General features: G+C 56.9%; 13 protein-coding genes and 1 other annotated feature. Of the genes, 3 read left to right on the top strand and 10 right to left on the bottom strand.

The window, feature by feature from the left end:
* The first annotated feature begins 24 nt into the window (after positions 1-24).
* Positions 25-771 (top strand): GntR family transcriptional regulator, encoded by a 747-nt coding sequence (locus ELK40_RS00785; protein ID WP_023618235.1) that lies wholly within the window; start codon positions 25-27, stop codon positions 769-771.
* Here the strand turns inward: ELK40_RS00785 and ELK40_RS00780 are convergent.
* From ELK40_RS00780 to ibpA, 3 genes are all read right to left on the bottom strand, one after another.
* On the bottom strand, positions 739-2,400 hold the full coding sequence (locus ELK40_RS00780; protein WP_127729018.1) for a putative transporter: 1,662 nt from the start codon (positions 2,398-2,400) through the stop codon (positions 739-741). The genes ELK40_RS00785 and ELK40_RS00780 overlap by 33 nt on opposite strands.
* Positions 2,401-2,564: 164 nt before the next feature.
* Positions 2,565-2,993, bottom strand: a complete 429-nt coding sequence (gene ibpB, locus ELK40_RS00775) for a small heat shock chaperone IbpB (RefSeq protein WP_115876763.1) — start codon at positions 2,991-2,993, stop codon at positions 2,565-2,567.
* Positions 2,994-3,126: 133 nt separating this feature from the next.
* Positions 3,127-3,537: a small heat shock chaperone IbpA gene (gene ibpA, locus ELK40_RS00770; protein WP_008500162.1), complete on the bottom strand. Its 411-nt coding sequence runs from the start codon at positions 3,535-3,537 to the stop codon at positions 3,127-3,129.
* Positions 3,531-3,602, bottom strand: a sequence feature (ROSE (Repression Of Heat Shock gene Expression) occurs in the 5'-region of heat shock genes and acts as an RNA thermometer to modulate expression.). (Overlaps the previous gene by 7 nt.)
* A gap of 249 nt (positions 3,603-3,851) precedes the next feature.
* Here ibpA and ELK40_RS00765 point away from each other — a divergent pair.
* Entirely contained in the window at positions 3,852-4,184 is a 333-nt protein-coding gene (locus tag ELK40_RS00765; protein ID WP_096150942.1) for a YceK/YidQ family lipoprotein, read from the top strand.
* Here the strand turns inward: ELK40_RS00765 and ELK40_RS00760 are convergent.
* From ELK40_RS00760 to ELK40_RS00750, 3 genes are all read right to left on the bottom strand, one after another.
* Positions 4,181-5,410, bottom strand: coding sequence for a DUF3748 domain-containing protein (locus tag ELK40_RS00760; protein ID WP_127729016.1), 1,230 nt, complete (start codon positions 5,408-5,410; stop codon positions 4,181-4,183). The genes ELK40_RS00765 and ELK40_RS00760 overlap by 4 nt on opposite strands.
* 50 nt (positions 5,411-5,460) lie before the next feature.
* A complete protein-coding gene (yidA, locus tag ELK40_RS00755) occupies positions 5,461-6,273 on the bottom strand; it encodes a sugar-phosphatase (RefSeq protein ID WP_115876765.1) in 813 nt (270 codons plus the stop codon).
* 115 nt (positions 6,274-6,388) lie between these two features.
* Positions 6,389-7,414 carry an NAD(P)-dependent alcohol dehydrogenase gene (locus ELK40_RS00750; protein ID WP_127729014.1) on the bottom strand — a complete coding sequence of 342 codons (1,026 nt, stop codon included), beginning with the start codon at positions 7,412-7,414 and terminating at the stop codon, positions 6,389-6,391.
* Between the two features lie 109 nt (positions 7,415-7,523).
* On the opposite strand from ELK40_RS00750, the gene ELK40_RS00745 reads away from it, so the two are divergent.
* Complete coding sequence (locus ELK40_RS00745; protein ID WP_127729012.1) at positions 7,524-8,459, top strand: LysR family transcriptional regulator; 936 nt, start codon at positions 7,524-7,526, stop codon at positions 8,457-8,459.
* Positions 8,460-8,493: 34 nt separating this feature from the next.
* Here ELK40_RS00745 and gyrB read toward each other — a convergent pair whose 3' ends face one another.
* The 4 genes from gyrB to dnaA are packed head-to-tail and all read right to left on the bottom strand — an operon-like array spanning position 8,494 to position 14,506.
* Positions 8,494-10,905 carry a DNA topoisomerase (ATP-hydrolyzing) subunit B gene (gene gyrB, locus ELK40_RS00740; RefSeq protein WP_127729011.1) on the bottom strand — a complete coding sequence of 804 codons (2,412 nt, stop codon included), beginning with the start codon at positions 10,903-10,905 and terminating at the stop codon, positions 8,494-8,496.
* Positions 10,906-10,933: 28 nt separating this feature from the next.
* Positions 10,934-12,007 (bottom strand): DNA replication/repair protein RecF, encoded by a 1,074-nt coding sequence (gene recF / locus ELK40_RS00735; RefSeq protein ID WP_048030318.1) that lies wholly within the window; start codon positions 12,005-12,007, stop codon positions 10,934-10,936.
* Entirely contained in the window at positions 12,007-13,107 is a 1,101-nt protein-coding gene (gene dnaN / locus ELK40_RS00730) for a DNA polymerase III subunit beta (RefSeq protein WP_008500170.1), read from the bottom strand. Before dnaN ends, recF begins: the two co-directional genes overlap by 1 nt.
* 4 nt (positions 13,108-13,111) lie before the next feature.
* A complete protein-coding gene (gene dnaA, locus ELK40_RS00725) occupies positions 13,112-14,506 on the bottom strand; it encodes a chromosomal replication initiator protein DnaA (RefSeq protein WP_010426558.1) in 1,395 nt (464 codons plus the stop codon).

Genomic DNA, 14,506 nt, shown 5'->3' with positions numbered 1-14,506 from the left:
TGATAAGGGCAGAGAGGTCTACTGGTGATCTACAAATCCATTGCTGACAGATTGCGGCTGCGGCTGAATTCGTCGGACTACAATATCGGCAGTCCGCTGCCGGGCGAGAAAGCGCTGGCGCAGGAGTTCGGCGTGGCGCGAATGACCATCCGCAAGGCGCTGGATCTGCTGGTGAGCTGGGGGCTGGTTGAACGGCGGCACGGCAGCGGCACGTTTGTGTCACGCAAAGACGTTCACCACGAAACCACCAACCTGACCGGGCTGGTGGAAGTGCTGCGTCAGCAGGGAAAAGAGGTGCAGAGCAAGGTGCTGCAGTTCGAAGTGATGCCCGCCCCGCCCGCCATCGCCAGCCAGCTGCGAATTCAGGTGGATGAGCGGATCTACTTTTCCCGACGGGTGCGCTACGTGGACGGAAAGCCGCTGATGCTGGAGGACAGTTTTATGCCGGTGAAGCTGTTTCGCAATCTGTCGCTGGCGCATCTTGAAGGGTCAAAGTTTGATTACATCGAGAAGGAGTGCGGGATCACCATCAGCGGCAACTACGAGAGCCTGACGCCGGTGCTGGCCGATAAGCAGCTGGCGGGTTATATGAACCTGCCGGAACAGACGCCGCTGCTGCGTATCACCTCCCTTTCCTACAGCGACAGCGGCGAGTTCCTCAATTATTCCGTGATGTTCCGCAATACCAGTGATTACCAGGTGGACTACCATCTGCGACGCATCCACCCGGACGACCTGCTAGCCCATCCCCCAGAACAGCACCGCCAGTAGCTGCGGCGTAATGATGCGCAGGAACATCACCAGCGGGTAGACGGTGGCATAGGAGAGCGCAGCCGCGCCGCTGGTGCTGTGCAGGTTGTTGGCAAAGGCCAGCGCGGGCGGATCGGTCATGGAGCCCGCCAGCATGCCGCACAGCGTCAGGTAGTTCATTTTGGCGAACATCCGCGCCAGTATGCCCACCGTCAGCAGCGGAATCGCCGTGATAAAGATGCCGTAGCCGACCCAGCTCATCCCTTCGCCCTTGATCAGCGTATCGACAAAATCCCCGCCGGACTTCAGCCCGACCACCGCCAGGAACAGCACGATGCCCAGCTCGCGCAGCGCCAGGTTGGCGCTCGGCGGCATAAACCAGTAGAGCTTACCGATGCAGCCGATACGCCCGAGGATCAGCGCCATAATCAGCGGCCCGCCCGCCAGGCCAAGCTTGAGCGCCACCGGGAAGCCCGGCACGTACAGCGGGATGGAGCCGAGCAGCACGCCAAGCCCAATACCGATGAACACCGGCAGCATCTGCACCTGCTGCAGCTTCTGCTGGGCGTTACCCACCATATCCGCCACGGCGTCGATGGACGAGGGGCGACCCACCAGGTTGAGGATATCCCCGAACTGCAGGCTGGCCTCGGGGCTGGCGACCAGCTCGACACCCGCACGGTTGAGGCGGGAGATCACCACGTCATAGCGCTCTTTTACCTGCAGATCGCGTATTTTTTTACCAAGGACGTGCTCGTTAGTCACCACAACGCGTTCCACCCGCATATCGGTGCCGCGCGTTGAGAGCGAGGTATCCACTTCCTGACCAATCACCAGCCGCGCGTTGTTTAAATCGCCGGGCTGGCCGACCAGATGCAGCAGATCGCCTTGCTGAATGACGGTGCCGGGCGCGGGCACCATCAGCATATCGTCGCGCTTAAGGCGGGAGCAGATGATATTGGCGCTGTTCAGGATCGGCACGTCCTGAATCGCCATATTGTTCAGGTTGGGGTTATCAACCCGAATGTTGATGGTTTTGATCGGCATATGGCCGTTGGTGAGGGTGGTTTCGTGGTCCTTTGCCTCTTTATCGACGTTAATGCGAAACAGGACGCGGACCAGCCACATAGAGAGCAGAATGCCGCAAATGCCAAACGGATAGGCCATGGCGTAGCTCATCCCCATCTGGTCGACGATGCCGGGTTCGATGCCCAAATCGCGGAGGATTTGCTGCCCGGCACCGAGCGCGGGCGTGTTGGTGACCGCTCCGGAGAAAATGCCCAGCACCACGGGCAGCGGGATAGCAAAGATTTTATGCAGAATGGCGGTGACCAGCCCGCCCATCACCACAATGCCGAGGGCAAACAGGTTGAGCCGTATTCCGGAGACCCGAAGAGAGGCGAAAAACCCCGGTCCCACCTGAATACCGATAGTATAAACGAAGAGGATCAGGCCGAACTCCTGGGTAAAGTGGAGCATTTCGGCGCTGAGGACCAGCCCGAGCTTGTCGGCAAAGTGCCCGACAAAAATGCCGCCAAACAGCACCCCGCCTATCCCAAACCCGACGCCGCGGATTTTGATATTCCCTATCCACAGGCCAACAACAGCGACCAGGGCCAACACGCTTACGGTTAACGCGATATCACTCATGATCCACTTCCTTGGCATAACCTTAGTTATGCTAAGGATTCTCTCAGAGCCGTGGGCGGTTGTATGGGCGATGGCGCACAAAAAAGCCCTGCCGGGGCAGGGCTTTATCTTTTCACCCTCTCCCTGTGGGAGAGGGTCGGGTGAGGGCACCAGCCCGCGCACAATTAACTGTTTAACGCCGGCCGGTCGCTAATGGCGATACGCTGTGGCGCGATGGCTTCCGGCACGTTACGGGTCAGGTCAATATGCAGCAGCCCGTTGGTAAACGTTGCGCCGGAGACGTCCATATGGTCTGCCAGAGTAAAGCTCAGGCTAAACGGCTGATTAACCAGCCCCTGATGCAGCCATGTGGTCTCGGTCTCTTGTTTCTCCGGCGTACCTTTCACGGTCAGACGCGTGCCTTCGAGCTGGATATCCAGATCCTCCTGGCGGAAGCCGGCCAGCGCAAGGGTGATGCGATAATGGTTATCGTCGCTTTTTTCGATGTTGTAAGGCGGAAAAGTCTGTTGCTCAGCGGTGTTTTGCAGGGCGTTAGCCAGTTTGTCAAAACCAATCCACTGACGAAGCAAGGGGGATAAATCGTAGTTACGCATACTAAATCTCCTTCTGAGAAGCGAGTTCGGCACAATTTTTTGTGCGCAGTTGTTCCTGCAAATCCAAGTGGATTCGCATATGCTCCCGTTACGGCAAGCAAGTCTGGGTGGGCCGCTCGCGCGACCCGCATAATTAGTTAATTTCGATACGACGCGGTTTTTTCTCTTCCGGAATCACACGTTCCAGTTCGATAAACAGCAGGCCGTTGACCAGGTTCGCGCCTTTCACGTGAATGTTCTCGGCTAACTGGAACTTGCGTTCAAAGTTGCGCTCGGCGATGCCCTGATAAAGGTAGGTACGTTCTTTCTGCTCGGCCGTATGGGAACCTTTCACCACCAGCAGGTTGTCCTGAGCGGTGATTTCCAGTTCGTTTTCTGCAAAACCGGCGACGGCAATGGCGATGCGGTAGTGGTTTTCGTCAACCAGCTCAACATTGTATGGAGGGTAGCCGTTGCTCTGGCTTTGGTTATTTTCTAAATGATTAAACAGGCGGTCAAAACCAATTGCAGAACGGTAGAGCGGAGAAAGATCGAAGTTACGCATAAATAAAACTCCTGAAATCAGCGAGAAGTTGAAGCCTTCCACCATGGACAGGCCTTTGCGCCCCCCGAACACCCATCAGGCGAGTTCGTTATCGGGCCACATCATTAAAATGGGTCTGCAATCGGCCTTTTCAAGAACGACACCTGCACTTTTTTTTGCACTTTCCTGCATCTCGCTTAGACTGGGACAACAGCACAAAGGGTTAAATTGCGATGGCTGCCACAGTGCGGGGTTATCGGGCTATCCATTTTGGATAAGGCTCGCTATAACCCTGAGTTGAAGGTCTATGCAGTGCCATTAACGATGACTGAGTGATGATGAAAAATGTTCTGATAAAGCTGACGACGTTCAGCGGGGTAGTTTTACTTTGCGGGTGTTCGAGCGTGATGTCTCACACCGGCGGTAAAGAAGGAACATATCCGGGGACGCGAGCCAGCGCGACGATGCTCTCCGATGACGATACAAACTGGGGCACCAAATCCCTGGTTATCCTCGATATGCCGTTTACGGCCGTGGCGGATACGCTTCTGCTGCCGTGGGATATGTTTCGTAAGGACAACTCCGTACGCTCACGGGTAGAAAAAAGCGAGCAGGAGAATCTGGCGACAAACGCCGTCATCCCGCCCGCTGACATGCCTCCACGCTAGCGCTGCGCGGTTTCCGTTACCCAAAGCTGACGGAAACCGGCTGTCTCTTCCATCCATGCAATAACGCGTCCGTCCGGAGAAAACACGACCGCATCAGCAGATGGCGGATTGCCGTGATCGGACGTCAAAAACGTCACCTCTCCGGTCTGTGCGTCGCAGCACGCGATCCTATTTTCGAGCACAAACCCCAAACGATCGCCGGAAGGATGCCAGTTAAATGCAGACTGAATATCGCTTCCGTTTCGCGTCAACTGGCGCGGCTCGCCGCCCTCCGGCGAGATCAGCCACAGCTGCACAATGCCGTTATCATCCCGCATCAGAAACGCAATCTGTGTCCCCTGCGGATTACTGCGAACCCAGTGACGCGGCACGTTTACCAGACCCGGATACGCCCTCTGATGCGTAAAGGTTAAACGACGCTGTTCTACTCCCGCTGGCGGCGCTGGCAGGGTATCCGTCGTGCCCTGTAGCGGCGCATCGCCCGCACGCTTCCAGCCCTGCTCGTCTTCGGGCAGATTAACAATAAAAAGTTCAGGCACTTTCTCGCCCGTTGCAGACAGGGTATCGCCGATAAACGCCAGCCTGTCGTTGCCCACCCAGCCCTCTTCGTAAGCGCGGTTAATCTCGTCGCTGCCCGGCTGCGGATTGGGCGTCGTGCGGCTAACCAGTACGCTCCAGAAGGTTCCCGAATATTCACGGGGATGGTTCCCCTGCGGGTTTACCGGACCGAAAGGCGCCGCCACGCCGACGTTGCGTAAATCAAGTTTAGGATCGCGCTCGTGGAGCACGTGGTCGTTATAGGTAAAGCTGACGAGCAGGCAATTCGGGCTGAAGACATGGACGTGGCTTCCGCCGCGCAGCGCGCCAGGAGTGTACGGCGAAGTGATATCCATCGCGTCCAGGTTGCTCAACTGGCCGTGATGCGCAATCACCCCCTGACGATGATGAAAATCGTAGTGCCAGTCTGCATCCGGATTTTTCGGACCGTGGATAAACACGTATTTCTCCTGCGCGGGATGAACGGTCACCACGCCGACATGCGCGCCGTCAGTGGCGCGATAAACCACCTCCACCTCACCCGTGCCGACGTTGACCCGCTCGATGGTTTCACCGGTGAACGACGCACCTGACGGGCGCACGTCATAGACCAGCCACTGGCTGTCCGGCGTCCAGGTATTGATGTTGGTCAGCTGGTGGTTGCGGGAAGCGAAGGTGATTTGTTTCATGAGGATACCCTGATGCACAGTTATCGCATCAGGGTATAGCAAGCGGGTGTTTAGTTCAGCACAAACTTCTCGATCGCGTAGGCCACGCCGTCTTCGAGGTTGGATTTGGTGACAAAATTAGCCACTTCTTTCACCGACGGAATAGCGTTATCCATCGCCACTCCCATGCCCGCGAATTCAATCATCGCGATGTCGTTTTCCTGATCGCCCAGCGCCATGATTTCATCCGGCTTGATGCCCAGCGCGTCGGCCAGCGATTTAACGCCGGTGCCTTTATTGACGCGTTTATCGAGGATTTCGAGGAAGTACGGCGCACTTTTCAGCACGGTGTATTTCTCTTTCACCTCGGCCGGAATGCGCGCAATCGCTTTATCCAGGATCTCCGGCTCGTCGATCATCATCACTTTCAGGAACTGGGTGGCCGGATCCATTTTCTCGGCTTCACAGAACACCAGCGGAATGGTCGCAACGTAGGATTCATGTACCGTGTAGTAGCTGATATCACGGTTGGCGGTGTAAAGCGTATTGCGATCGAGGGCGTGGAAGTGGGAACCCACCTCACGGGACAGTTTTTCCAGGAACAGGTAGTCATCGTAGCTCAGCGCGGTTTGCGCAACCGTACTGCCATCCGCGGCTTTCTGTACCAGCGCGCCGTTATAGGTGATGCAGTAGTCGCCAGGCTGATTCATGTGCAGCTCTTTCAGGTAGCTGTGCACGCCCGCATACGGACGCCCCGTGGTCAGAACCACATTCACGCCCTTTGCGCGCGCCGCGGCGATCGCGTTTTTAACAGCTGGAGAGATGGTGTGGTCCGGCAACAGCAGCGTGCCGTCCATATCGATTGCAATGAGTTTGATAGCCATGAGTTCCCCGGGATAAATGAGTGCTGCCTCATGCTAACGCGATTAAGCACACAAAAATAGAGCTACATTGCGCAACAGGAACACCCCTTTTACGTTTATTCCGGGGAACAAAGGCTTACTCGCGGGTGAGAACGATTTTACCGAACGCGCCGCGATCCAGATGTTCAAGTGCCTGTTCAAGCTCGTTAAAGCGGTAGCGATGCTCAATCACCGGCTTCAGTCCCGTGACGTCAACAGCGCGAACGAAATCTTCCAGCGCCCTGCGGTGGCCTACGCCGATCCCCTGAATGACGGGAGATTTCAGCAACAGTTCGCCAGCAGAGAGCGAAATGTCAGACCCGGCCAGCACGCCAATGACCGATATGCGTCCATGAACGGCAACGGCGCGCAGGGAGTGCTTCAGGTTCTCTCCGCCCACGGTTTCAATAATATGGTCGATGCCGCGATCCTGAGTCAGCGCCAGCGTATTTTCAGCCCAGTCGCCTTTCAGACGGTTGATGCCCTGGCTGGCCCCCAGCGTTTTGGCCAGCGCCAGTTTTTCATCGCTCCCCGAGGTGACAAACACCTCCGCGCCGTGCGCTTTTGCAATTTGCAGGGCGAAAATCGCCACGCCGCCCGTTCCCTGTACCAGCACCGATTGCCCGGCGCGCAGCTGGCCGCGTTCCACCAGCGCGAACCAGGCGGTAAGCCCTGCGCAGGGTAAGGTGCTGGCCTCGGCGTCATCCAGGGTCTCCGGAGAGGCCGCCAGCGCGTCTTCCTTCACAATCACGTACTCGGCCAGCATTCCCTGGTAGTATCCGCCGGACGTTTTATAGGGCAAATTGCGCGCGTCAGCCTGCGGTTTACCGTCGATCCACTCCGGGAAGAAGGTTGAGATGACGCGGGCGCCTGGCTGGAAACGCGTGACGCCTTCACCAACGCTATCTACGACGCCCGCCATGTCAGACGCCGGGGTAAACGGGAAGGAGAGCGGAATCGGCATCGTGCCTTCAATCACCATTTTATCGCGATAGTTGAGCGCAACGGCATTCACCCGCACGCGTACTTCACCCGGGCCTGGCTGTGGAATGGGCTCCTGAGTGAGTGTGAGGCTCTCGCGCCCGAGGGCGTTCATCGTCCAGCGTTGCATTGTCTCTGTCATTTTTCTCTCCTGCGATCAAATAAGCTTCAGTACCGACAGTCTAGCGTTGACTCTTCGTCACCAGTGGCGATAAGTTTTCTCTTTATTGATGCCTGAATGGATACAATCCATGACCGATACGCTGAAAGATATTCCTGTTTTTGTCGCTGCCGTGGAGGCAGGAAGCTTTGCACAGGCCGCAGTTCGCCTGCACCTGTCGCGCTCGGCGGTGGGAAAAAGCATTGCTCGCCTTGAGGAACGCCTGGGAGTACGGCTCTTTCAGCGCACCACCCGCAGCCAGAGGCTGACCGATAACGGCGCCCTTTTTTATGAACGCTGCCTGCGCGCGCTGGAGGAGATTCGGGGCGCAGAGTCGCTGCTTGAAACGGGGAAACAGCAGGTCACCGGCCGCCTGCGCGTTGCCATGCCGGTACTGTTTGGCCGCCAGTGCGTCGCGCCGCTGCTGATTGAACTGGCGCAGGAACACCCCGGGCTTGAGCTTGAAATGTCGTTCAGCGACCGCGTGGTGGATCTGGTAGAGGAAGGGTTTGATATGGCGGTGCGTAACGGCACGCTGCAGGACAGCAGCATGATGGTCGCCAGAAAGCTGGGAGAACACCGCATGGTGCTGTGCGCCACGCCGGAGTATCTGCTGAAGAAAGGCCAGCCACAAAGCGTTAATGATTTATCCCAGCATACGGCCATCAACTATTTGAGCGCAGGCAGAGTGTTGTCCTGGCAGCTGATGGATAACGAAGGAACGTCGCACACCTTTACACCCCGGTCATCACTCAATATGGATGATTTGCAGGCGATCTGCGACGCGGCGCTGGCCGGGCACGGCATTGCATGGCTGCCCTGCTGGATGGTCGTTAAAGAAATCCATCAGGGTAAACTCGTCCCGCTCCTGAAGCAGGCACCGGAAGTGCATTTCAACGTTCATGCCGTGTGGCAGCAGACGCCGCATCTGCCGCTGAGGGTAAGAATAGCGATAGATACGCTGGCGAGCCGTTTACCATCCGTGATGTCGCTGGATATGCCTGCGCCCATAAAAAAGCCGCGCTAAACGCGCGGCCAGTTATCGTGCGGTATCACGTCGATTAAATATCGATATTTGCCGCTTTCAGGGCGTTCTCTTCGATGAAGGCACGACGTGGTTCAACCGCATCGCCCATCAGGGTGGTGAACAGCTGGTCTGCAGCAATCGCGTCCTTAACGGTAACGCGCAGCATGCGGCGGCTTTCCGGATCCATGGTGGTTTCCCACAGCTGCTCCGGGTTCATTTCGCCCAGACCTTTATAGCGCTGGATCGCGAGGCCGCGACGGGACTCTTTCACCAGCCAGTCCAGCGCCTGCTCGAAGCTGGCTACCGGCTGACGACGTTCGCCACGTTCGATGAACGCATCGTCTTCAATCAGACCGCGCAGCTTCTCGCCTAGCGTGCAGATACGACGGTATTCCGGACCGGTCACAAACTCGTGCTCCAGCGGATAGTCGGTGTCGACGCCGTGAGTACGCACGCGAACGATCGGCTCGAACTGCTGATCGGCATTCTGCTGAACATCGCATTTCCACTGGCTGCCGTGCTGCTCTTTTTCGTTGAGATCGGTCACCAGGGCGTTCACCCAGCGAGTGACGGTCTGCTCGTTGCTCAGATCGGCTTCGGTCAGGGTTGGCTGATAAACCAGTTCCTTCAGCAGCGTTTTCGGATAACGGCGTTCCATACGCGTGATCATTTTCTGCGTGGCGTTGAACTCGGATACCAGACGCTCCAGCGGCTCACCGGCCAGTGCAGGGGCGTGCGAGTTCGCGTGCAGGGTCGCGCCATCAAGGGCGATCGCGATTTGGTACTGATCCATCGCTTCGTCATCTTTGATGTACTGTTCCTGCTTGCCTTTCTTCACTTTGTACAGCGGCGGCTGGGCAATGTAGACGTGACCACGCTCAACGATTTCAGGCATCTGACGATAGAAGAAGGTCAACAGCAGCGTACGAATGTGCGAGCCGTCGACGTCCGCATCGGTCATGATGATGATGCTGTGGTAGCGCAGTTTGTCCGGGTTGTACTCGTCACGGCCGATGCCGCAGCCCAGCGCGGTGATGAGCGTCGCCACTTCCTGAGAAGAGAGCATCTTGTCGAAGCGCGCCTTCTCAACGTTGAGGATTTTACCCTTCAGCGGCAGGATAGCCTGGTTCTTACGGTTACGGCCCTGCTTCGCAGAACCGCCCGCAGAGTCCCCTTCCACGAGGTACAGTTCGGACAATGCCGGGTCGCGTTCCTGACAGTCAGCCAGTTTGCCCGGCAGGCCTGCCAGGTCCAGCGCGCCTTTACGACGGGTCATTTCACGCGCTTTACGCGCCGCTTCACGGGCACGCGCCGCATCGATAATTTTGCCCACCACGATTTTCGCGTCGGACGGGTTTTCCAGCAGGTATTCGCTCAGCAGTTCGTTCATCTGCTGCTCAACCGCCGATTTCACCTCAGAAGAGACCAGCTTGTCTTTGGTCTGTGAGGAGAACTTCGGATCCGGCACCTTCACGGAAACCACGGCAATCAGGCCTTCACGGGCATCGTCACCGGTGGCGCTGACTTTCGCTTTCTTGCTGTAGCCTTCTTTGTCCATGTAGGCGTTCAGGGTACGGGTCATCGCCGCACGGAAGCCAGCAAGGTGAGTACCACCGTCACGCTGTGGAATGTTGTTGGTAAAGCAGTAGATGTTTTCCTGGAAACCGTCGTTCCACTGCAGCGCCACTTCCACGCCGATGCCGTCTTTTTCGGTGGAAAAGTAGAAGATATTCGGGTGGATAGGCGTTTTGTTCTTGTTCAGATACTCAACGAACGCCTTGATACCGCCTTCGTAGTGGAAGTGGTCTTCTTTGTTGTCACGCTTGTCGCGCAGGCGAATCGAGACGCCGGAGTTCAGGAACGACAGTTCACGCAGGCGTTTCGCCAGGATGTCGTACTCGAACTCGGTGACGTTGGTGAAGGTTTCGAGGCTCGGCCAGAAACGCACCATGGTACCGGTTTTGTCGGTGTCGCCAGTGACGGCCAGCGGTGCCTGCGGCACGCCGTGCGTATAAAGCTGACGGTGGATTTTGCCTTCGCGCTGGATAACCAGCTCCAGCTTCTGCGACAGGGCGTTTACTACCGAAACACCTACGCCGTGCAGGCCGCCGGAAACTTTATAGGAGTTATCGTCGAACTTACCGCCTGCGTGCAGGACGGTCATGATCACTTCCGCTGCAGAGACGCCCTCTTCCGGGTGAATACCGGTTGGGATGCCACGACCGTCATCGGTGACGGAGACGGAGTTATCCGCATGGATGGTGACCACGATGTCTTTACAGTGACCCGCGAGCGCTTCGTCGATAGCGTTATCTACCACCTCGAATACCATGTGGTGCAGACCGGTGCCGTCATCCGTGTCGCCGATATACATACCCGGGCGCTTACGCACCGCATCCAGCCCTTTCAGGACTTTGATACTGGAGGAGTCATAAGAATTCGACATCAACGTTTCTCGCTCATTTCAACTTGGGTTAATCCGTTATTTTACCCTTTTCCACGGTAAACATCTTCGAATTTTCGTCCGACATGTCTATAACGTGTTCAGCGCTTATCGCGCTAACGAAAACCTGCGACTGCGTGGCTTTTAAGCGGCTGGCAAGCAGCCCGCGCCGCGCGTCGTCAAGTTCCGAGGCAAAATCATCTATCAGGTACAGGCAGCGTCTTCCGCTCTCGCGGGTGAGAAACTCTCCCTGTGCCAGGCGCAGCGCACACATCAGGAGCTTGAGCTGCCCGCGCGACAGCGTGTCTTCCACTGGCGCACCGTCAGCACGAATGCGGAAATCCGCCTTGTGCGGGCCGTGCGCGGTATAGGTCAACATGCGGTCGCGCTCGAAGCTTCTCTCTAACACTTCGGCATAGTCCGTCTCTTTCTCCCAGCCGCGCTGGAAGGAGAAGGTGAGAGAGAATTCAGGTAAAAACTGTTTGCAGGTGTCGGCCATGTCTTCGGCGATACCAGCGCTGTATTCGGCACGCCAGCGGCTTATCTGTTCCGCGAGAGGGATTAACTCCATGTCCCACGGACGCAGCTGGGCGTAGCGCGTCACCTGGCGCAGCGCGGCGTTACGCTGCTTGAGCAGACGCTTCAGGTTGCTCCAGGCGTTAAAGAATCCGGCTTCGTTGTGAAAGCATCCCCAGTCGAGGAACGCTCTTCTGTATTTGGGGCCGCCGTTGAGTAAAGTAAACCCCTCGGGCGTAATCAGCTGCATTGGCATCAGCAGCGCCAGCTCCGCCACTTTATGGCCGTCAGTGCCGTCGATGCGCACCTTGCTGTCGCCCTGCTTATCTTTGGTCAGGCCGATGGCGGTCTCCCGCTCCTCGCCCTGCAAACGCCCGTGCAGAACAAAGGATTCCTGCTCGTGGCGAATGACGCGACCAATCTGCAAACTGCGAAACGCCCGACCGTGGCCGAGCGTATAGATGGCCTCAAGCACGCTGGTTTTGCCGCTGCCGTTTGCGCCAACCAGGAAGTTAAAGCCGGGGGATAAAGCGAGATCCGCGCTTTCGATATTGCGAAAGTCGCGGATCAACAGACGGGTGAGCGACATTACAGTCTCATTGGCATAACAACATAGGCAGCCGACTGTGATGCGGCATCTTCAATCTGTACGCTTGAAACGGAGTCGGTCAGCAGAATGCGCACGTTTTCGCATTTCAGCGCATTCAGCACATCCAGTACGTAGCTGACGTTAAAGCCGATTTCCATCTCAGCCCCGGCGTAGGTGACGTCCAGAATCTCTTCTGCCTCTTCCTGCTCCGGGTTGTTAGCGGTGATTTTGATCTGGTTTTCACTCACGTACAGGCGCACGCCGCGGAATTTCTCGTTAGAGAGAATGGCCGCACGTGCAAACGCCTGCTTGAGGCTATCGCAACCGGCTTCCAGCGTTTTGTCCGGATTCTTCGGCAATACGCGGCGATAATCCGGGAAACGGCCGTCAACCAGCTTCGATGTGAAGACAAAGTCGCCCACGTGTGCGCGGATGTTGTTGCTGCCGATCTGCACGCGCAGCGGCGTGTCGCCACCGTCGAGCATACGCATCAGCTCAATCACCCCTTTACGCGGCACGATCACCGAATGGTTTGGCAGTGAGTCGCCAATCGGCATAGAACAGACCGCCAGACGGTGGCCGTCGGTTGCCACGGTACGCAGCTCTTCACCTTCGGTTTCGAACAGCATGCCGTTTAAGTAGTAACGAACGTCCTGATGCGCCATGGAAAACTGCGTGGCTTCAATCAGACGCTTCATCGTCGCCTGAGGCAGGGTGAATTCAACTTCGCTCTGCCAGTCGTCCAGGTTCGGGAAGTCCGCTGCTGGCAGCGTGGAGAGCGAGAAACGGCTGCGGCCAGAACGCACCAGCATACGGTCGCCTTCCAGCTGCACGGCGATTTCAGCGCCTTCCGGCAGCCCGCGGCAGATATCAAAGAATTTACGTGCCGGAACCGTGGTCGCGCCCGCGTCGTGCGGCTGCGTCAGCGTAACGCGCGCGATCATTTCCATTTCCAGATCTGTACCGGTCAGCGACAGCGTACCGTCCGCGACCTGAAGCAGCAGGTTTCCGAGAATAGGCAGCGTTGGGCGACCGCCTAATGGGCCACTCACCTGTTGCAGCGGTTTTAATAAATGTTCACGTTCAACGGTAAATTTCATAGCGTCACGATGATAATGTTCTGATTAGATTGGAAAAATCTTCTTTTATGTCGTGGCTTTCTTCGCGTAACTGCTCAATCTTGCGACAAGCGTGCAGCACGGTCGTATGGTCACGGCCACCAAACGCATCCCCAATTTCCGGCAGACTGTGGTTGGTTAACTCCTTTGCCAGCGCCATCGCCATCTGACGCGGACGCGCCACCGAGCGGGAACGACGTTTAGACAGTAAATCTGCCACTTTGATCTTGTAGTACTCAGCCACCGTCTTTTGAATATTGTCGATAGTGACCAGTTTTTCCTGCAATGCCAGCAAATCGCGCAGCGCTTCACGCACAAAATCGATGGTGATCGCACGACCGGTGAAGTTGGCATTGGCGATAACGCGGTTCAGTGCCCCCTCCAGCTCACGGACGTTGGAGCGCAGACGCTTGGCAATGAAGAACGCCACTTCACCCGGCAGGCGAATGTCGTTTTCATCGGCTTTCTTCATCAGGATCGCGACGCGGGTTTCCAGCTCCGGTGGCTCGATCGCCACGGTCAGGCCCCAGCCGAAGCGGGATTTCAGACGATCTTCAACGCCGTTGATCTCTTTTGGGTAACGATCCGAGGTCAAAATGATCTGCTGATTGCCTTCCAGCAGGGCATTGAAGGTGTGGAAAAATTCTTCCTGCGATCGTTCTTTATTGGCAAAGAACTGGATGTCATCGATCAGCAGCGCGTCAACGGAACGATAGTAGCGTTTAAACTCTTCGATCGCATTGTTTTGCAGGGCTTTTACCATGTCCTGAACGAAGCGTTCGGAGTGCATATACACCACTTTGGCATTGGGCTTGCGCGCCATGATGCCGTTGCCCACCGCATGCAGCAGGTGCGTTTTACCCAGACCCGTGCCGCCATAAAGGAACAGCGGGTTGTAGGCTCCACCGGGATTATCAGCAACCTGACGAGCCGCCGCGCGCGCCAGCTGGTTCGATTTACCTTCAACGAAGTTATCGAACGTGTGTTTCACGTTAACGTTAGAGCGGTAGGTTGGCTCAGCCGGTGCAGGGACATTATCCCAGCCCTGACGAGCGGGTGCGACGCGAGGGGCCGGAGCTGGAGCGGCCTGAGCAGGCGCTGCGACGTTCACGGTTTCACGTACGGTTTGGGTGACCGGCTTTGTGCCCACTTCAAAACGCAGCTGCGGGGCATCTGACCCACAGAAATCGTTCAGCAATCCATTGATGTTATTAAGGTACTTGTCCCTTACCCAATCGAGCACAAAACGGTTTGGCGCATACAAAGCCAGCGTGTTATCGCTCAGTTCCGCCTGCAACGGGCGGATCCACATACTGAATTCTGTGGCTGGTAACTCATCCTGCAATCGGGCAAGACACTGCTGCCAAAGCGAAAGTGACAC

The sequence above is a fragment of the Enterobacter sp. N18-03635 genome (assembly GCF_004006055.1).
Classification (GTDB): Bacteria; Pseudomonadota; Gammaproteobacteria; order Enterobacterales; family Enterobacteriaceae; genus Enterobacter; species Enterobacter vonholyi.
Note: the sequence above shows the minus strand (reverse complement) of the source record. Positions and strands in the feature narration are given on the sequence as shown.